Consider the following 18,983-nt stretch of genomic DNA (forward strand, 5'->3'; position numbering starts at 1 on the left):
CAGACGAATTAAGCCGAAACCAGCCGCGCGCGCGCCCCCAATGGCACTTCGATACAGCTCTCTCAATTGCCCTCTTCTCAAGCTTCACCGCGGATGGCAGACGAGGCGAAACGTGAAGCGGCGAGGAAGGTTCCCTCGATTTTCAGAAAAGGGTGGGTCCGGTCAGCCCACTTGTTCGGTGATCCACTCCCGAAAGGCCAGGCTGATGGGGTTTTCGAGCTTGCCTTCGGGCACGGCGAGATAATAGCTGTTTTCGGTCTGCATCGGCCGGTCGAGCACGATACTGAGCGTGCCGGCAGCTATTTCCTGCTCGATCAGATAGCGTGGCAGCAACGCGAAGCCGAGCCCGGCTGTTGCCGCCTCGATCACCATGGAGAACTGGTCGAAACGGTTTCCGCGATAGGCCCCTCGGCCATCCATGTCATTCGCCTCGAACCATTGCGCCCAGAGCTTCGGCCGCGTGGCGAGATGCAGCAATGGGCCGGCGACGAGATCCTCGGGGGTCTCGATAGGATGGTTCACCAACAGGGCAGGGCTTGCAGCCGGAACGATGATCTCGCTGCAGAGATAGCTGCAGGTGGCGCGCGCCCAGACCGGCTGGCCATAGTGAATGGCCAGATCGAAGTTCTGCTCGTCGAAATCGAAGGGCGCGGAACGGGAAGCAATGTTCAGCACCGTGTCGGGATGGCGCTTGAGGAAATCGGGAAGCCGCGGCACCAGCCAGCGGCTACCGAAGGTCGGCAGCGACGCGATCGAGAGCGTCGAGTCCGCCCGGGCCGAGGCCATGGCCCGCACCATCAGCTCCTCGGTCTGATTGAGGAGACGGCGAACCTCGGGCAGGAACTTCTGGCCGGCATCCGAGAGGATCACCCGCTGGCGCACACGCTCGAACAGGAGCACGCCGAGCTGGTTTTCGAGATCCTTGATCTGACGGCTGACGGCGCTTTGGGTGAGATTCAGTTCGGCAGCAGCCTGCGTGAAGCTGCCATGTCGCGCCGCGCATTCGAACGCCTGCAGCGTCGTCACGTCGGGAACCAGCCTGCGGCTTAACTTCATTCCAGCCTCGCATCAACATAGTCAGAAGCAGCGCGATCAATGGCCAGTTCGATCGGATATGATCCGAAATGAGAATGACCTTGTCCTTCACCCATAGCGCGAGGCGAGCCCCAGTGAAAGAGAATAGTTTCGTATCGGCCGACGACATCCGTTCGGCCTTTTCCGCAGCCATGTCGGTCATGTACCGCGAAGAGGTGCCGGCCTACGGCACGCTGATGGAGCTGGTCGCCAAGGTGAACGCCGATACGCTCGCCGCCGACCCGGTCCTGAAGGAGCGCCTGGACGCCACGGACACGCTCGACCGCATCTCCGAAGAACGGCACGGCGCGATCCGGCTCGGCACGCCCGCCGAACTTGCAATGATGCGTCGCGTCTTCGCCGTCATGGGCATGTACCCGGTCGGCTACTACGACCTCTCCACCGCCGGCGTCCCGGTTCACTCGACCGCCTTCCGCCCGGTCGGCGAGACCGCGCTGAAGCGCAACCCGTTCCGCGTCTTCACCTCGCTGCTCCGCCTCGATCTCATCGCCGACGAATCGCTGCGCGCCGAAGCGGAAGTGATCCTCGCCGAGCGCCAGATCTTCACGGATGGCGCCGTGGAACTGGCGCAGAAGGCCGAGCGCGACGGTGGCCTCGACAAGGCGGATGCCGAGCGTTTCGTCTCGGAGGTACTCGAAACCTTCCGCTGGCACGACAAGGCCAATGTCAGCACCGATATGTACAAGCGCCTGCATGACGCCCATCGCCTGATCGCCGACGTCGTCTCGTTCAAGGGCCCGCACATCAACCACCTGACGCCGCGCACGCTCGACATCGATCAGGTGCAGGCGCTGATGCCGGAATACGAGATTGCGCCGAAGGCCGTCGTCGAGGGCCCGCCGACCCGCAAGTGCCCGATCCTGCTGCGCCAGACCTCGTTCAAGGCGCTGGAAGAGCCGGTGTCGTTCAAGGACGGCAGCGGCGCGTGGAAGGAAGGCTCGCACACCGCCCGTTTCGGCGAGATTGAACAGCGCGGCATAGCGCTGACGCCGAAGGGCCGCGCGCTCTACGACGACCTGCTTGACGCCTCGCGCAAGATCGTCCGCCCGGCCGCTGACGGCTCGAATGCCCGCGAATATGAAGCTGCCCTTGCCAAGGCCTTCGAGCCCTTCCCGGACACCTGGGCAGGCATCCGCGAAGCCGGCCTCGGCTATTTCAGCTACTCGCTGACGGAAAAGGGTCGCAAGGCCGGCATCTCCGCCAAGCGCGACATCCAAGCGCTGATCGCCGATGGTCTCGTCCAGTTCGACGCCATCGTCTACGAAGACTTCCTTCCGGTTAGCGCCGCAGGTATCTTCCAGTCGAACCTCGGCGACGGCGCCCAGCAGGACTTTGTCGCCAGCCCGAACCAGAAGCGCTTCGAGGCCGATCTCGGTGCCACCGTGCTCAACGAGTTCGACCACTATGCCGGCATCGAGCAGGCTTCGATCGAAAGCTGCATCCAGGCCTTGACCGGCGCGATCGCTGCGGAATGATGCTTCTCTAATGATCGATCAACTGCACATCGACGCGCTCGCCGGCATCCTTGGAGACAGGGGTGTCGTCACGCGTCCTGAAGACCTGGAAGCCTACGAGACCGGCGCGCGCTACGATCGCGGCCGGACCTCGCTCGTGCTGCGGCCGGCGACGACGGAGGAAGTTTCCGCCGCTGTCGCCTATTGTGTGGCGCACGGCATCGCGCTGATCCCGCAGTCCGGCAATACGGGCCTCGTCTCCGGCTCGACCCCGGATCAATCGGGCGACGAAGCCGTCCTCAGCCTCGACCGGTTGACCAAGTGCTTCGAGCTCGACCTCGACAACCGCTCGGTGCGGCTCGATGCCGGCTTCCGCCTGTCCGATCTCAACCGGCGGCTGGAAGAGCACGGCCTGTTCTTCCCGATCGACCTTGGCGCCGACCCGCGCATCGGCGGCATGATCGCCACCAATACCGGCGGCTCGCGCTTTCTGAAATACGGCGACGTGCGGCGCAATACGCTCGGCCTCAAGGTGGTGCTCGCGGACGCGGACGGCACCGTGCTCGACCTGCAATGCGACCTGCGCAAGAACAACACCGGCGTCGACTGGAAGCAGCTCTTCGTCGGCACTTCGGGCGCCTTCGGCATCGTCACCGAATGTGTGCTGAACCTCGAGCGCTTGCCGCAGCAGACGGCAACAGCGCTTCTCGTTCCGGCCAGCGGCGCGCATGTGCTGCCGCTGCTTCGGGCCATGGAAGAGCGGCTTGGCGCATATCTCTCGGCTTTCGAGGGTATGTCGAGCAACGCCGTCAAGGCGGCCTTTGCCCATGTGCCGTCTCTCAAGAACCCGTTCCAGGGCGGCAACGTTCCTGATTACGTCATCCTCGCCGAGATCAGCCGCACCTGGGCCCCACGCGAAGGCGAACAGTCGCTCGACGCCGTTCTCGAAACGGCACTCGCCGAGATCTGGGAAATGGAAACGGCGCCGCTCGCCGATGCTTTCGTCGGCCCGCCGCACGAGATCTGGGCACTGCGCCACGCCTTGTCCGAGGGCGTCAAGCACCTCGGCAAGCTGATCGCCTTCGACGTCTCCTTCCGCAGGGGTGACATCATGGCCTTCTGCGACCATATGAAGGCGGAAATGCCCTCGAAATTCCCTGACGTGACCGTCTGCGATTTCGGCCATATCGGCGACGGCGGCGTGCACTTCAACCTCGTCGTGCCGAAGGACAGCGACCTTCTCAAGGACGAGACTTTCGAACCCCGGCTTCGCGAATGGGTTTTCGCGGTCGCCGTTGAGGAGTATCACGGCAGCTTCAGCGCGGAACATGCGATCGGCCGCCGTAACCAGGCCTATTACGACTTTTATACACCAGACAAACTCAAGGACATGGCCGCAGGCCTGAAGATGCTCACCTCGCCGGCAAAGCTCGGCAGCGTGCGCTTCGGATAGGCAAAGCCAGGAAAACGGGAGTCAGACCATGAACATCGCAACCAAGAAAGTCGACGTGACCAAGGAAGCCGCAGCGCTTCTCGAAAAGATGGGCGTCGCCAAAGAACTCTACACCGGCGGCGACATGCCGTCCTATAGCCCGGTCACCGGCGAGAAGATCGGCAACCTAAAGACGGTTTCTGCCGCAGAAGCTGCCGCCAAGATCGAAAAGGCCCATGAAGCCTTCAAGGCCTGGCGCCTGGTTCCGGCCCCGAAGCGCGGCGAGCTGATCCGCCTGCTCGGCGAAGAACTGCGCGCCTTCAAGGCCGACCTCGGCCGCCTGGTTTCGATCGAAGCCGGCAAGATCACCTCGGAAGGCCTGGGCGAAGTCCAGGAAATGATCGACATCTGCGATTTCGCCGTCGGTCTCTCCCGCCAGCTCTATGGTCTGACGATCGCCACCGAGCGCCCCGGCCACCGCATGATGGAAACCTGGCATCCGCTGGGCGTCGTCGGCGTCATCTCCGCCTTCAACTTCCCGGTCGCCGTCTGGTCGTGGAACACGGCGCTGGCGCTCGTCTGCGGCAACTCCGTCGTCTGGAAGCCGTCGGAAAAGACCCCGCTTACCGCCCTTGCCTCGCAGGCGATCTTCGAACGCGCGGTCGCCCGCTTCGGCGACGCACCGGAAGGCCTGTCGCAGGTGTTGATTGGCGATCGTGCCATCGGTGAAGTCCTCGTCGACAACCCGAAGGTTCCGCTGGTTTCGGCCACTGGCTCCACCCGCATGGGTCGCGACGTCGGCCCGCGCCTTGCCAAGCGTTTCGCCCGCGCCATCCTCGAACTCGGCGGCAACAATGCCGGCATCGTCTGCCCCTCGGCCGATCTCGACATGGCGCTTCGCGCCATCGCCTTCGGCGCCATGGGCACCGCCGGCCAGCGTTGCACCACCATGCGCCGCCTGTTCGTGCATGAGAGCGTCTACGACCAGCTCGTTCCGCGCCTGAAGAAGGCCTATGGCTCGGTTTCGGTCGGCAACCCGCTGGAATCGACCGCGCTCGTCGGCCCACTGGTCGACAAGGCTGCCTTCGACGGCATGCAGAAGGCGATCGCTGAAGCCAAGTCGCACGGCGGCAGCGTCACCGGCGGCGAACGCGTCGAACTCGGCTACGACAACGGCTACTATGCCAAGCCCGCTCTGGTCGAAATGCCTGTCCAAGCCGGCCCGGTCTTCGAAGAAACCTTCGCGCCGATCCTCTACGTCATGAAGTACAGCGACTTCGACGCCGTTCTCGATGACCACAATGCGGTCGCAGCCGGCCTGTCGTCCTCGATCTTCACCCGCGACATGCAGGAATCCGAACGCTTCCTCGCCGTCGACGGCTCGGATTGCGGTATCGCCAACGTCAACATCGGCACCTCGGGCGCTGAAATCGGCGGCGCCTTCGGCGGTGAAAAGGAAACCGGCGGCGGTCGCGAATCCGGTTCGGACTCGTGGAAGGCCTACATGCGCCGCGCCACCAACACGGTGAACTATTCGAAGGCTCTGCCGCTGGCGCAGGGCGTGTCGTTCGACATCGAATAACCGGCGCACCCAGGTAGGCAACGACCATGACCATCAACCAAACGGTCAAGGAGGCGGGCTTTAGGCCCGCCTCGCGGATCTCCTCGATCGGAGTCTCCGAAATCCTGAAGATCGGCGCCCGCGCGCAGGCGATGAAGCGTGAAGGCAAGCCGGTGATCATTCTGGGCGCGGGCGAGCCGGACTTCGACACGCCCGACTACGTCAAGGACGCCGCCTGCGAGGCAATCAAGCGCGGCGACACCAAATACACGGCACTCGACGGCACGCCGGACCTGAAGAAGGCGATCCGCGAGAAGTTCCAGCGTGAAAACGGCCTCGCTTACGAGCAGGACGAGATCACGGTGGCGACAGGCGCCAAGCAGATCCTGTTCAACGCCATGATGGCGTCGATCAATCCTGGCGACGAAGTCGTCATCCCGACGCCCTACTGGACCTCCTATTCGGATATCGTCCAGATCTGCGAAGGTAAGCCGGTTCTGATCCCCTGCGACGCTTCCTCCGGCTTCCGCCTGACCGCCGAAACGCTCGAAGCGGCGATCACGCCGAAGACGCGCTGGGTGCTGCTCAATTCGCCGTCGAACCCTTCGGGTGCCGCCTACAGCGCAGCTGACTACCGGCCGCTGCTGGATGTGCTCCTGAGGCACCCACATGTGTGGCTGCTGGTCGACGACATGTATGAGCACATCGTCTATGACGGCTTCCGTTTCGTCACCCCGGCCCAACTCGAGCCCCGGCTCAAGGACCGTACCTTGACGGTCAACGGCGTCTCCAAGGCCTATGCCATGACCGGCTGGCGCATCGGTTATGCCGGTGGCCCGCGTGACCTGATCAAGGCCATGGCCGTGGTTCAGAGCCAGGCGACCTCCTGCCCGTCTTCCGTCAGCCAGGCCGCTTCGGTGGCAGCACTGACCGGGCCGCAGGAATTCCTGAAGGAACGCACGGCAAGCTTCCAGCACCGCCGCGATCTCGTCGTCAGTGGCCTCAACGCCATCGACGGTCTCGATTGCCGCGTCCCGGAAGGTGCCTTCTACACCTTCTCCGGCTGCGCCGGCATGCTCGGCAAGGTCACGCCCTCGGGCAAGAGGATCGAGACGGATACAGACTTCTGCGCCTACCTGCTCGACGATGCCCATGTGGCCGTCGTCCCGGGCTCGGCCTTCGGTCTCTCGCCGTTCTTCCGCATCTCCTATGCAACCTCGGAAGCGGAATTGAAGGAAGCGCTGACGCGCATCGCCGACGCCTGCGCGCGGCTTTCGTAAGCCACTTCGGACGGCGCCTCGGTGCCGTCCGCTCTCAAAATGTTGGCGGCGTACAGGCGCTGATCACCTCGCACGGCACTGGCCCGACGCAACGGAACCGGTGCGGCCGGCGACTTTCGAAGTAATAGGCATCTCCCGGCCCCAGGATCCGCCGCTCGTCATCGACGGTGACCTCGATACGGCCCGAAAGCACGATCCCCCCCTCCTCGCCATCATGCACCAGCGGTACCTTCCCGGTATCCGCGCCCGGCTGATAAACCTCCTTCAGAATCTGCAGGCTGCGGCCGAAGAGGTTTTCGCCGATCTGCCGATAGGAAATCGGTCCCTTGCCGATCTCGACCAGTTCCTCGGCCGCGTAGAATGCCTTGCGCGGCTTCTCCGGTTCGAAGGAGAAGAACTCAGCAAGCCCGATCGGGATCCCGTCGAGAATGCGCTTCAGCGCGCCGACTGACGGGTTGGAGGCGTTCGATTCAATCAGTGAGATCGTAGAGTTGGTGACACCGGCACGTTTGGCGAGTTCACGCTGCGACAGATTGTGCATCAGCCTCAGATGACGAAGCCGGTTTCCGATATCGACGCTCATGGGCGCACATTTCCCTGTTCAGGTTGTTCGGAATAGCGAAAACTCGCCACTCAACGATGTTATAAATCAATGCTTTAACTGACAGCAGAAAAGGACTTGTTTGGCAAATCAAATCATGGCGTCAATCGCCGACCTCAGGAGGATTCCATGAACCAACACACCAAGCCCAACGCCCCCGTACTCGACAGCTATTGGATGCCGTTTACCGCCAACCGGCAGTTCAAGCAGGCCCCGCGTTTGCTCGCGTCCGCCGAGGGCATGCACTACACCAGCACCGATGGCCGCACGATCCTCGACGGCACTGCCGGTCTCTGGTGCGTCAACGCCGGCCACGGTCGCCGCCAGATCGCAGCCGCCGTCGAGCGCCAGCTGTCGACCATGGATTTTGCCCCCTCCTTCCAGATGGGCCACCCGATCGCCTTCGACTTTGCCGAACGCCTCGCCGAGATCGCGCCCGGCCCCGAGGGCCAGAAGCTCGACCGCGTGTTCTTCACCGGCTCCGGCTCGGAATCGGTCGATACCGCGCTGAAGATTGCGATCGCCTACCAGCGCGCGATCGGCCAGGGCACCCGCACACGCCTCATCGGCCGCGAACGCGGCTACCACGGCGTCGGCTTCGGCGGCATTTCGGTCGGCGGCATCCTCAACAACCGCCGCGTCTTCCCGCAGCTTCCGGGTTCGGATCACCTGCGCCACACCCACGACCTCGGCAAGAACGCCTTCGTCAAGGGCCAGCCGGAACACTGCGCCGAGCTTGCCGACGATCTCGAGCGTCTGGTGGCGCTGCACGGCGCCGAGACCATCGCCGCCTGCATCGTCGAGCCCGTCGCCGGCTCGACCGGCGTGCTCATTCCGCCGAAGGGCTATCTCGAACGCCTGCGTGCGATCTGCGACAAGCACGGCATCCTCCTGATCTTCGACGAAGTGATCACCGGCTTCGGCCGCCTCGGTGCCGCCTTCGCCACCGACTTCTTTGGGGTAACCCCTGATATGGTGACGGCGGCCAAGGGTCTCACCAACGGCGCGATCCCGATGGGCGCTGTCTTTGCCAGCCGCAAGGTGCACGACGCGCTGATGCATGGGCCGGAAAACGCCATCGAGCTCTTCCACGGCTACACCTATTCCGGCCACCCGGCCGCCTGCGCCGCCGGTATCGCCACGCTCGACATCTACCGCGACGAGGGCCTGATGACCCGCGCCGTCGAGCTGCAGGATGCCTGGCATGACGCCATGCATTCGCTGAAGGGGCTGCCCAACGTCATCGACATCCGCACGATCGGCCTCATTGCCGGCATCGAGCTGCAATCGCGCGACGGCGCTGTCGGCGCCCGCGCCTACGACGTCTTCGTCGATTGCTTCGAAAAGGGCCTGCTCATCCGCGTCACCGGCGATATCATCGCCTTCTCGCCGCCGCTGATCGCCGAAGAGAAGCATTTCGGCGAGATCGTCTCGATCCTCGGCGATGCGCTGAAGCGCGCCAAGTAAGCCAAGGCCAGTCAAGACAACGCCGCCGCCGAAGATCCCGGCGGCGGCGCTTGCATTTGGAGGGTCGAGCAGAATCCGGCTAACGTCTCTGAGGTAGCGCCGTGCTCCTATCGGATCAGCAGCGCTCGGAAATCGTTGACATTGGTTCCGGTCGGCCCAGGGACAAAAAGATCTCCGCTCGCCGAAAATGCAGACCAGGCGTCGTGGCGGGCGAGATGCAGACGCGGGTCGATGCCAGCTGCCCGCATGCGGGCGATGCTCGCGCCATCGGCAAAGGCGCCCGCATTGTCTTCAGAACCGTCGATGCCGTCCGTGTCAGCCGCGAGCGCATCGATCCCCGAGACACCGTCGATATCGAGCGCCAGCGACAACAGGAACTCACTGTTGCGTCCGCCCTTGCCATAGTCCTTGCCCGAGATCGTCACCGTCGTCTCGCCGCCGGAAAACAGCACCACCGGCTTGCCGAAGGGGCGGTTCCTTAGCACCACTTCGCGGGCCAGTGCGGCATGCATGCGGCCGATGTCGCGCGCTTCACCCTCGATCGCATCGGAAAGGATGTGGGCCTCGATGCCGAGTTCGCCTGCCTTGGCGGCAGCCGCTTCGAGCGAAACGGCGGCAGAGGCGATGACGTGGCATTCATGACCGGCAAACCGCGGATCGTCCGGATCGGGCGCCTTTGCCGCCTCCGAACGCAGATGCCTCATCACCGGGTCGGGAAGCTCCATGCGGTAGCGGGCGACAATTTCAAGCGCTTCAGCCGCCCTGCTGCGGTCCGGAACGGTCGGCCCGGACGCGACGAAGGCCGGGTTGTCGCCGGGAACGTCGGACACCACCAGACTGACGACACGGGCCGGGAAGGCGGCTGCAGCAAGCCGCCCGCCCTTGATCCGCGAGACGTGCTTGCGCACGACGTTCATCGCCGAAATCGGAGCCCCCGAGGCAAGCAGCGCCTTGTTGACCGCGATCTCGTCGGTGAGTTCCAGGCCCTCCGGGGGAGCCGGCAACAGGGCCGAGCCGCCGCCGGAGATCAGGGCGATAACCAGATCGTCCGATGTCAGCCCCTCAACTGCCTTTAGCAATGCCTCCGATGCGGCAAGCCCTGCCTCATCAGGCACCGGATGGGCCGATTGAAGCACTGTGATTGTCTCGCACTTCTCCACCGGTCCGTGCCGCGCCACCACCGTGCCGCTGAAGGGGTGCGGCCAGAGCTTTTCGAAAGCGGCCGCCATCTGGCTTGCCGCCTTGCCCGCGCCGACGACCACCGTCCGCCCTTTCGGCGGGTCCGGCAGATGCGCCTTGATCGCCTCGTAAGGGTCGGCGGCTCGAACGGCTTCCTCGAACAGCCGGGTCAGGAAGGGGCGTGCTTCAATCATCGCCGCCACTCAGCCGGCAATTTCGAGATCATAGACGAAGATGCCGGCAACACCACCCTCGGCCGCCGCCACGATCTTGGCGCCGGTCTTGCGATGCTCCTCGTCTTCCAGATAGGCGTCGCGCGCGGTGGCATCGGTGAAATCGACGATGAAGCCCAGACCATGGCCCTTGTCCATGCCCACTTCCGGGCTGACATTGCCGCCGATATGGGCCGCCATGAAACCGGGCAGCCGTGATTTCAGCGCGACGATCTCGTCGAAGATCGCCGCCTTTTCCTCCTTGGTGATTTCGGGGCGGAAGCGGATGAAGACGCAATGGCGGATCATGGGGACCTCAACGGATATCGGCGCGGGCGCGCGGGCGGCTGTCGTTGCGTTCGTGGGCGAAGATCGCCGGCGGCAGGGGCTGGCGCTCGCGGATGATGTCGGCGCCCTTCTCGCCCATCATGATCGTCGGCCCGTTGGTGTTGCAAGAGGGAACGCGCGGCATCACCGAGCTGTCGCAGACCCGCAGGCCTTCGAGCCCGCGCACCTTGAGATCGAGGCCGACCACGGCCATCGCGTCCGTGCCCATCTTGCAGGTGCCGACGGGGTGATGATCGGTCTTGGCATTGGCGCAGCCGTAATCGAAGAATTGCTCGTCGCTCATGACCGAATTGCCCGGCAGGCGCTCCGCCAGCACGAAAGGCTTCAGCGCTGCCTGCTGCATGATCTCGCGGGCAATCTTCAGACCCTCGATCGACATCCTGCGGTCATGCGGATCCTCCCAGTAGTTGGGATCGATCAGCGGCGCCGCCGCCGGATCGGAGGATTTGAGCCGCACCGTGCCGCGCGAGCGCGGATGCAAATAGGCCGAATTCAGCGTCACACCGGCATTCTTCAGCTTTTCGACGCCGGCCTCGATACCCGAGCCGAGACCGAGATGGAACTGGATGTCCGGCGACCGGGCGTTCGGATCGGCATACCAGAAGCCGCCGGTTTCAAACAGGCTTGAAGCCACGGGGCCCGAGCGGAACAGCACGTATTGCAGGCCAGCCCATAGCGTACGATGGAGTTTCGCGACACCGTCATAGGTGTGGTCGCCGGTGCATTCGGAAATCACGAAAAGGTCGAGGTGATCCTGCAGGTTGCCGCCGACACCCGGCAGATCGTGTTTCACCGAAACGCCGACCGATTTCAGATGATCGGCCGGGCCGATGCCAGATTGCAGCAGCAGCTTCGGCGACCCGATGGCACCGGAGGAAACCAGCACTTCCCGCTCCGCCCGGATGATCTCGCTGCCCTTGCCCGTGACAACCTCAACGCCGACGGCGCGGGTGCCCTCAAGCACGATCCGCGCCACACGCGCGCCGGTGCGAACCGTCAGGTTGCGGCGGTCCTTGATCGGCGAGAGATAGGCAAGCGACGCGCTCGAGCGGCGGCGGTTGCGCTGGGTGAGCTGGTAGAAACCTACGCCCGCCTGCTGGCGGCCATTGAAATCGTGGTTGTAGGGAATGCCGAGTTCCTGGCCGGCGCGGATATACGCGTCGCAGATCGGCAGCGCCGAGACCGGCATCGAGACACCGAGCGGCCCGCCATAGTCGTGGTAGTCGTCGGCAAAGCGCTGGTTGTCTTCTGAGCGCTTGAAATAGGGAAGCACACTGCGATAGTCCCAACCGGTGCAGCCGTCCTCGGAGGCCCAGAGATCGTAGTCGGCGGCATTGCCACGCGTATAGAGCTGGGCGTTGATCGAGGAGCCGCCGCCAATGACCTTGGCCTGGGTATAGCGCAGCGCCCTGCCCTTCATGTGCTTCTGCGGCACGGTCTCCCAGCCCCAGCTTGCGACGCCCTTGGTCATCTTGGCAAAACCAGCCGGCATGTGGAACAGCGGGTTCCAGTCGCCGCCACCGGCTTCCAGCAGCAGGACGCGAACCGACGGGTCTTCGGAGAGCCGGTTGGCAAGAACGCAGCCGGCCGGGCCGGCACCGGTGATGATGTAGTCGTAGCTCATTCCCTGTTTCCCTCCGACGCCGCCATTTGGAACGTTCCAAATTTTCGGCGTGAAAATTTCAAACCCGCTCGCTGACGAGCCGCTATGCATCCTGGCTGTTTCTAGAGTCGGCCGATCGACAGGCCACCATCCGCCTGGATCACGGAGCCGGTGGCAAAGGCGAATTTTCCACCGGCAAGCCCTGCCGCGATATTGCCGATATCATCCGGTTCGCCCCAGCGACGCATCGGCACCAGTCCACCGTCGATCAGCGCGTCGTATTTTCCCGAGACGCCGGCCGTCATGTCGGAACGAATGATGCCGGGTCGAATTTCGAAAACCGAGATGCCGGTATTGGCGAGCCGAAGTGCCAGCCCCTGGCTGAAGGCGGCTAGCCCAGCCTTGGTCATGCAGTAGTCGAGGCGCTCGGGCGAGGTCATCGTCGCCGAAACCGAGGTGATATTGATGATCGACCGTGGTGTCGTACCGGTCGGATCTGTCAGCATCGACACCAGCACCGCCTGGGTGAAAAACACCGTGCCGCGCAGGTTGGTGGCCACGATCGTGTCGAAATTCTCCGGCAGCAGGTCGAGGAAATCACCACGGACCACCGAGGCGATGCCGGCATTGTTGACGAGGCAGCGTATAGGACCGAGCTCGGCGCGAATGCGCTCGACGGTCGCCGCATGCCCGCCGACATCGGCAAGGTTTGCCTCGATGTAGATCGCCCTACCGCTATCGCCCGCAAGTTCGGACAGCGTCTGAGCGGTCGTGGCGTCGGCGACGCCGAGGCCGGTGATGGCGATATCGAATCCCTCACGGGCAAGCGCGCGGGCAACGCCGAGACCGATGCCGCGGCGGCCGCCGGTGACGATGGCGACGGGACGCGTCGATGCCGTCATGTTCGGAACTCCCTGGTGGCGATATGGTCGGCGACCCTCAGCGCCTGGGCGGCAATTGTCAGCGCCGGATTGACGGCAGCTGAGGTCGGCAGGCAGCCGGCATCGACGACAAAGAGATTGGGATGATCGAAAGCACGGCAGTAGGTGTCGAGCGGCGCGTCCTTCGGGTCGGTGCCCATCCGCACCGTGCCGCACTGGTGCGACGGCGTGCGCTTGTCGAACGCTTGGGAAAGCACGATCGGATAGCCCGCAGCCTTGAAGTGCTCGCGCATCTTCGCCTCGAGACTGGAGAGCGCTTCCATGTTGGAGCGTCGCCACTGCATGATGATGCCCTTGCCATCGACCATGATGCGGCTTTCCGGGTTCGGCAGGTCTTCCGTCATCATGTACCAATCGACCGCATGGCCCGCCATGAGGTCGAAGGCGAAGCGCGGTGCCCAGGAGCCAAATCCCCTCGGCGCATTGGCCTTGAGGATATCGGCGTTGATCTTGCCGAGCAGCTGGACATTACCGAGGGGCAGGCCGTTCCTGCCGCCAGTCAGATAATAATCGTTCAGCATCAGCGTCTTTTGGTAGACGCTGTCATTGCGCTTGAACGGATTGATCGCCAGCATGGCGCTGCAATTGTGGTTCATGAAGTTGCGGCCGACCTGGTCGGACGCGTTGGCGAGCCCCTTGCCGTCGCCGGAGCGCAAGAGGATCGCAGCCGAGTTGATCGCGCCCGCCGACAGGATCACCAGCTTCGGCGACAGCTTCTTCTTCTCGCCTCGATGGGTGTAATGGATCGCCTCGATCCGCCCCCCCGGACCGGCCTCCAGCGTATCGACATGCGCCGACGTGATCAGCTCGATGTTGGGGTCATTCAGTGCAGCAGCGAGCGATGCGGTCTCGGCATCCTTCTTGCCCTTGCCCGTATTCGGAAATCCGTCCCAGGGCGTGCGCCCACCGGCAAGCCACGTGTCGATATCGACGCCGAGCGGCAAGGTCGCCGGATGCAAGCCCTGTGCCTTCAATTCGGCGCGGGCGCGGGCAATGGCCGGCTCGTCCGGCACCGGGCCGAAAGCGTAGGGCGAGCTATGGAACGGTTCCGTCGGATCGTCGCCCAGTTCGCCGCGCACCTCGAACAGTTGTTCCGCCTTGCCATACCACGGCTCCAGTTCCTCATAGGGAAAGGGCCAGGCTGGCGAAATGCCGCCGAGATGCTGCATCTCTGTGAAATCTTCGGCGCGGTAGCGCAACAGCACCGCGCCGAAGAGCTTGGAGTTGCCGCCGACGAAGTAGAAGTTTCCCGGATTGAACTCGGTACCATCAGGCTCGCGCCACATCTCCCTCGGCCGGAAATGGCCCTTGACGAAGATCGAGCTGTAGCTGCGCGCCTCCGGCGTGTCGGGCAGACGCTCGCCACGCTCGAGGATGGTGATACGGGCACCGGAGCCGGCAAGCCCCGCCGCAACGGTGGAGCCGCCGATCCCCGATCCGATGATGACGATGTCCGGCTGCTCCTGCATTGTTCGTTACGCGATCCGCTGCTGGCTTTGCGGGTCGAAGAACACCGCCTTGTCGAGATTGAACGCAAGCCGCGAAGTCTGGCCGGCCGCAATGCGGGCATCGGCCCTGAGCCGGGCAACGATTTCCTTGCCACCGAGGCGGGTGACCGCGAACGTATCGGAGCCTGCGGGCTCGACCACCTCGATCAGGCATTCGCCCTCGGCGACCACCTTGGCATTACGGTCGGCGCCGTCAGGGTCGGTGAGCGCTTCCGGACGGATGCCGAAGATTACGTCCTTGCCGGCATAGGCCGAGAGTGCGCCGTTGGCATGCGGTACCGCCAGCTTCAGCGGCTCGGCATTCGGCCGCGCCAGGGTGACGGCAACATCGGAGCCGCTCTTTTCGATCCGCGCGGTCAGAAGGTTCATTGCCGGCGAGCCCATGAAGTCGGCGACGAACATGTTGGCCGGGTTGTTATAGATCTCAGCCGGCGTCCCGAACTGCTGCAAAACGCCGTCCTTCAGCACTGCAATCTTGGTTGCCAGCGTCATCGCCTCGATCTGGTCGTGGGTGACGTAGACGATCGTCGTCTTCATACGGTTGTGCAGCCGCTTGATCTCGGTGCGCATGTCGACGCGCAGCTTGGCGTCGAGGTTGGAGAGCGGCTCGTCGAACAGGAAGACCTGCGGATTGCGCACCAGCGCACGGCCCATGGCGACACGCTGGCGCTGGCCGCCGGAAAGCTGGCTTGGCTTGCGGTCGAGCAGATGGCCGATCTGCAGCATGTCGGCGACCTGCTTGATCGCCTTCTCGCGCTCTTCCTTCGGTACGCCACGGATTTCCATGCCGAAGGCGATGTTTCCGGCGACCGTCATGTTCGGATAGAGCGCGTAGGATTGGAACACCATGGCGATGTCGCGCTTCGAGGGATGCAGGTCGGCAACCGAGCGGCCATTGATGGCGATCTCGCCCGAGGTGATCGGCTCCAGACCGGCGATTGTGTTGAGAAGCGTGGACTTGCCGCAGCCGGACGGGCCGACAAGCACAAGGAAACCACCCTTTTCGATCTCCAGGTTGATGTCCTTCAGGATCTCGAGCGAGCCATAGGATTTGCGCAGGTTGCTGATTTTCAAGAAAGACATGAGCTTATCCTTTCACGGCGCCCGACATCAGCCCGCGAACGAAGTAGCGGCCGGACACGATGTAGACGATGAGCGTTGGCAGGGCGGCGAGGATCGCGCCCGCGAAGTGAACGTTGTATTCCTTGACCCCTGTCGAGGACGAAACGAGGTTGTTGAGCGCGACCGTCATCGGCGTCGAATAGGGGCCGGAGAAGGAAGCACCGAACAGGAAGTCGTTCCAGATGTTGGTGAACTGCCAGATGACCGAGACGACGACGATCGGACCGGAGGACGGCAGCAGGATGCGCCAGAAGATCTGGAAGAAGCTGGCGCCGTCGATCTGCGCCGCACGCACCAACTCGGTCGGAAACGCCTCGTAGTAGTTGCGGAAGTAAAGTGTCGTGAAGCCGATGCCGTAGATCACATGAACGAAGATCAGGCCCCAGATCGAACCGGCGAGCCCGAGGATGCCGAGGATGCGCGCCATCGGGATCAGGACGATCTGGAACGGGATGAAGCAGGACAGAAGCAGCATACCGAAGAAGATGTTGGCACCGGGAAAGCGCCATTTCGTCAGCACGTAACCGTTGAGCGCGCCGACGATCGTCGAGATCGCCACGGCCGGAACGACCATCAGGATCGAATTGATGAAGAAGGGTTTCAGGCCCGTCGGCTGCACGCCGATCTGCGCCGTCGACCAGGCCTGAAGCCAGGGCTCGATCGTAAAGGTCTGCGGCAGGTTGAGCATGCCGCCCTGGCGGATCTCGTCGAGCGGCTTCACCGAATTCACCAGCATCACGTAGAGCGGCAGCAGCGAATAGAGCGCAAAGAGGATCAGCGCGGTGTAGATCAACGCCCGGGTGAGGCGGTTGTGCGAAATGATGTTGTCTGGGCTCGGAGCGCTCATCAGCGTTTTGCTCCCCGGATTTCGGAATAGAGATACGGAACGATGATCGAGAAGATCATCACCAGCATGATGATCGCCGAGGACGCGCCGATGCCCATCTGGTTGCGGGTAAAGGTGTAGGAATACATGAAGGTCGCCGGCAGTTCGGTCGCCTGGCCCGGGCCGCCGCCCGTCAAGGCGATGATCAGGTCGTAGGCCTTGATCGCCAGATGCGCGAGCACCACGAAGGCCGAGAGAAACACCGGCCGCATCAGCGGAATGATGATCCGGCGATAGATCGTCGATGTCTTGGCGCCGTCGATCTGCGCCGCCTTGATGATCTCGTTGTCGACGCCGCGCAGACCCGCCAGGAACATCGCCATGATGAAGCCGGTCGACTGCCAGACCGCAGCGATGACGACGCAGTAGATGGCGTAGTTGCGGTCCTTGATCCAGTTGAAGGAGAAGCTCTCCCAGCCCCAGAGATGCATGGTGTTTTCAAGACCGATGCCGGGATCGAGGAACCACTTCCACGCCGTTCCGGTCACGATGAAGGAAAGCGCCATCGGATAAAGGTAGATTGGCCGCAGGAATCCTTCGGCGCGGATCTTCTGGTCGAGCAGGATCGCCAGCCCAAGGCCAAGCACCGAGCAGATGGCGATATAGAGCGCGGCGAAGATCGCCAGGTTGCTTACCGCCCGCCACCAGTGCGGCAGCGCCCACAGCTTCGCATAGTTGCTCAGGCCGACGAAATTGTAGGACGGCAGCATCTTGCTGTCCGTCATCGACAGGAAGCCGGTATAGGCAATGAAACCATAGACAAAGATCAGGACGATGAGGAAGCTCGGGGCAAGGACCAGCTTCGGTATCAGGTCCTGCAGGCGACTGCGGCTATCCATGAACGTTCACCACTTCTGGCGCGGCCGACGGGAAGTCCCTGATATCGGCATCCGCGCGAGGTTCTGGGTATCAAAGCGCCCTTCCCCGCGTCCCATTGGCCACGGCGGTACGACGGCGCTTGCATGTCGGAGTGGGTGTCCGGGGCGCTTTAAGCGCCCCGGAACGAGCCCATTACTTCGCAGCCTCGACGGCAGCGACCAGTTCCTTGACGGCCTCTTCGGACGTCAGTTCGCCGTTGAACTCACGCGTCACGACGTCGTAGATCGCGTTCTTGACGGCAGCCGGGTTGGCATGGCCATGCGCCATGGAACCGAAGAGCTTGCCATTGGTGTTGGCTTCGGCAAGGTCCTTGATGCCCTTCTTGCCGCACGCGTCGAAATCCGTGTCCGGAACGTCGGTGCGGGCCGGAACCGAGCCCTTGACCACGTTGAAGGCCGACTGGAAGGTCGGGCTTTCGATGGCCGAAGCCATGGCGAGCTGTGCCGGAACCTTGTCGTCGGCAACCTTGAACATCGCGAACTGGTCGGAGTTGAAGGTGACGGCGCCTTGGGTGCCCGGGAAGCGCATGCAGACGAAGTCGGTGCCCGGCACCTTCTTGGCCTTCAAGAATTCGCCCTTCGCCCAGTCGCCCATGAACTGCAGACCGGCCTTGTTCTCGATGACCATGGCGGAAGCGAGGTTCCAGTCACGACCCGAGAAGTTGTCGTCGACATAGGAGCGCAGCTTCGTCATGCGATCGAAGGCTTCCTTCATCTTGTCGCCGCCGAGCGCTGCCGGGTCGAGGTCGATGAAGGCCTGCTTGTAGAAGTCCGTACCTAGCGAGAGCACGACGGCGTCGAAGATCGTCGCATCCTGCCAAGGCTGACCACCATGGGCGATCGGGGTGATGCCCTGAGCCTTGAAGTTGTCGAGGAGGGCGATCAGCTCGTCCCAGTTGGCCGGCTCCTTGCCGCCAGCCTTGTCGAGTGCCGCCTTGTTGATCCAGACCCAGTTGGTCGAATGGACGTTCACCGGCGCTGCGATCCAGTGGCCGTCATATTTCGAGAACTGCTGCAGGGCGGTCGGGATCACCTTGTCCCAGCCTTCCTTGGAAGCGGTCTCGTCGAGGTTGCCGAGTGCGCCTTCCTTGGCCCAGTCGAGAATGTCGAAGCCGAGCATCTGCACGGCGGTGGGGGCGTTACCCGCGGTGACGCGAGCGCGCAGAACCGTCATGGCTTCCGTACCGCCACCGCCGGCAACCGGCATGTCGGTCCAGGAAATGCCCTTGCTTTCCAGATCCTTCTTCAGAACGTCGAGTGCGGCAGCTTCGCCACCGGATGTCCACCAGTGCAGAACTTCCACGTTCTCGGCTGCGCGCGCGGCGGTGGCCGCCATCATCAGCGCCACAACGGCCGTCGTCGTCATCAACTTGCGCATCGTTATCCTCCCGTTTGCAAGTTTTCGAGATGGAACCT

Annotated in this window: 16 protein-coding genes; 5 read left to right on the forward strand and 11 right to left on the reverse strand. The window is 63.3% G+C overall.

Translation table 11 applies throughout. The features are described 5' to 3' along the window. Window positions 1-162 precede the first annotated feature (162 nt). Window positions 163-1,056 carry a LysR family transcriptional regulator gene (locus PWG15_RS18135; RefSeq protein WP_275021910.1) on the reverse strand — a complete coding sequence of 298 codons (894 nt, stop codon included), beginning with the start codon at window positions 1,054-1,056 and terminating at the stop codon, window positions 163-165. Window positions 1,057-1,169: 113 nt separating this feature from the next. Here PWG15_RS18135 and hglS point away from each other — a divergent pair, with 113 nt between their 5' ends. The 4 genes from hglS to PWG15_RS18155 are packed head-to-tail and all read left to right on the forward strand — an operon-like array spanning window position 1,170 to window position 6,822. Further along, on the forward strand, window positions 1,170-2,570 hold the full coding sequence (gene hglS / locus PWG15_RS18140) for a 2-oxoadipate dioxygenase/decarboxylase HglS (protein WP_275021911.1): 1,401 nt from the start codon (window positions 1,170-1,172) through the stop codon (window positions 2,568-2,570). Window positions 2,571-2,580: 10 nt separating this feature from the next. Continuing rightward, a complete protein-coding gene (locus PWG15_RS18145) occupies window positions 2,581-4,002 on the forward strand; it encodes an FAD-binding oxidoreductase (RefSeq protein WP_275021912.1) in 1,422 nt (473 codons plus the stop codon). Window positions 4,003-4,030: 28 nt separating this feature from the next. Beyond that, complete coding sequence (amaB, locus tag PWG15_RS18150; RefSeq protein ID WP_275021913.1) at window positions 4,031-5,563, forward strand: L-piperidine-6-carboxylate dehydrogenase; 1,533 nt, start codon at window positions 4,031-4,033, stop codon at window positions 5,561-5,563. Between the two features lie 26 nt (window positions 5,564-5,589). Next, complete coding sequence (locus PWG15_RS18155; RefSeq protein ID WP_275021914.1) at window positions 5,590-6,822, forward strand: pyridoxal phosphate-dependent aminotransferase; 1,233 nt, start codon at window positions 5,590-5,592, stop codon at window positions 6,820-6,822. A gap of 34 nt (window positions 6,823-6,856) precedes the next feature. Here the strand turns inward: PWG15_RS18155 and PWG15_RS18160 are convergent, their stop codons facing one another. Continuing rightward, entirely contained in the window at window positions 6,857-7,405 is a 549-nt protein-coding gene (locus PWG15_RS18160; RefSeq protein WP_065374039.1) for a type II toxin-antitoxin system RelB family anti-toxin, read from the reverse strand. A gap of 147 nt (window positions 7,406-7,552) precedes the next feature. On the opposite strand from PWG15_RS18160, the gene PWG15_RS18165 reads away from it, so the two are divergent. Beyond that, window positions 7,553-8,890 carry an omega-aminotransferase AptA gene (locus PWG15_RS18165; protein ID WP_275021917.1) on the forward strand — a complete coding sequence of 446 codons (1,338 nt, stop codon included), beginning with the start codon at window positions 7,553-7,555 and terminating at the stop codon, window positions 8,888-8,890. Between the two features lie 107 nt (window positions 8,891-8,997). On the opposite strand, the gene PWG15_RS18170 is transcribed toward PWG15_RS18165, so the two are convergent. The 9 genes from PWG15_RS18170 to PWG15_RS18210 form a co-directional block, all read right to left on the reverse strand. Further along, the gene (locus PWG15_RS18170; RefSeq protein ID WP_275021919.1) at window positions 8,998-10,263 is read right to left on the reverse strand and encodes a glycerate kinase type-2 family protein; all 1,266 of its coding nucleotides are present in this window, start codon (window positions 10,261-10,263) and stop codon (window positions 8,998-9,000) included. Between the two features lie 9 nt (window positions 10,264-10,272). Next, window positions 10,273-10,590, reverse strand: a complete 318-nt coding sequence (locus PWG15_RS18175; protein WP_275021920.1) for a Dabb family protein — start codon at window positions 10,588-10,590, stop codon at window positions 10,273-10,275. A 7-nt stretch (window positions 10,591-10,597) separates the two neighbouring features. After that, on the reverse strand, window positions 10,598-12,253 hold the full coding sequence (locus PWG15_RS18180; RefSeq protein WP_275021921.1) for a GMC family oxidoreductase: 1,656 nt from the start codon (window positions 12,251-12,253) through the stop codon (window positions 10,598-10,600). Window positions 12,254-12,354: 101 nt separating this feature from the next. After that, a complete protein-coding gene (locus tag PWG15_RS18185; protein ID WP_275021922.1) occupies window positions 12,355-13,134 on the reverse strand; it encodes a 3-ketoacyl-ACP reductase in 780 nt (259 codons plus the stop codon). Then, window positions 13,131-14,642, reverse strand: a complete 1,512-nt coding sequence (locus PWG15_RS18190; protein ID WP_275021923.1) for an FAD-dependent oxidoreductase — start codon at window positions 14,640-14,642, stop codon at window positions 13,131-13,133. The genes PWG15_RS18185 and PWG15_RS18190 overlap by 4 nt, the downstream gene beginning before the upstream one ends. Window positions 14,643-14,648: 6 nt before the next feature. Continuing rightward, the gene (locus PWG15_RS18195; protein ID WP_275021925.1) at window positions 14,649-15,764 is read right to left on the reverse strand and encodes an ABC transporter ATP-binding protein; all 1,116 of its coding nucleotides are present in this window, start codon (window positions 15,762-15,764) and stop codon (window positions 14,649-14,651) included. Between the two features lie 4 nt (window positions 15,765-15,768). Next, a complete protein-coding gene (locus tag PWG15_RS18200; protein ID WP_275021927.1) occupies window positions 15,769-16,650 on the reverse strand; it encodes a carbohydrate ABC transporter permease in 882 nt (293 codons plus the stop codon). After that, window positions 16,650-17,528 (reverse strand): carbohydrate ABC transporter permease, encoded by an 879-nt coding sequence (locus tag PWG15_RS18205; RefSeq protein WP_065374030.1) that lies wholly within the window; start codon window positions 17,526-17,528, stop codon window positions 16,650-16,652. Before PWG15_RS18205 ends, PWG15_RS18200 begins: the two co-directional genes overlap by 1 nt. A gap of 172 nt (window positions 17,529-17,700) precedes the next feature. Beyond that, window positions 17,701-18,933, reverse strand: coding sequence for an ABC transporter substrate-binding protein (locus tag PWG15_RS18210; RefSeq protein ID WP_425536765.1), 1,233 nt, complete (start codon window positions 18,931-18,933; stop codon window positions 17,701-17,703). Window positions 18,934-18,983: the final 50 nt, after the last annotated feature.

Origin of the sequence: Ensifer adhaerens (genome assembly GCF_028993555.1) — a bacterium.
In the GTDB taxonomy this organism is placed as follows: Bacteria; Pseudomonadota; Alphaproteobacteria; order Rhizobiales; family Rhizobiaceae; genus Ensifer; species Ensifer adhaerens_I.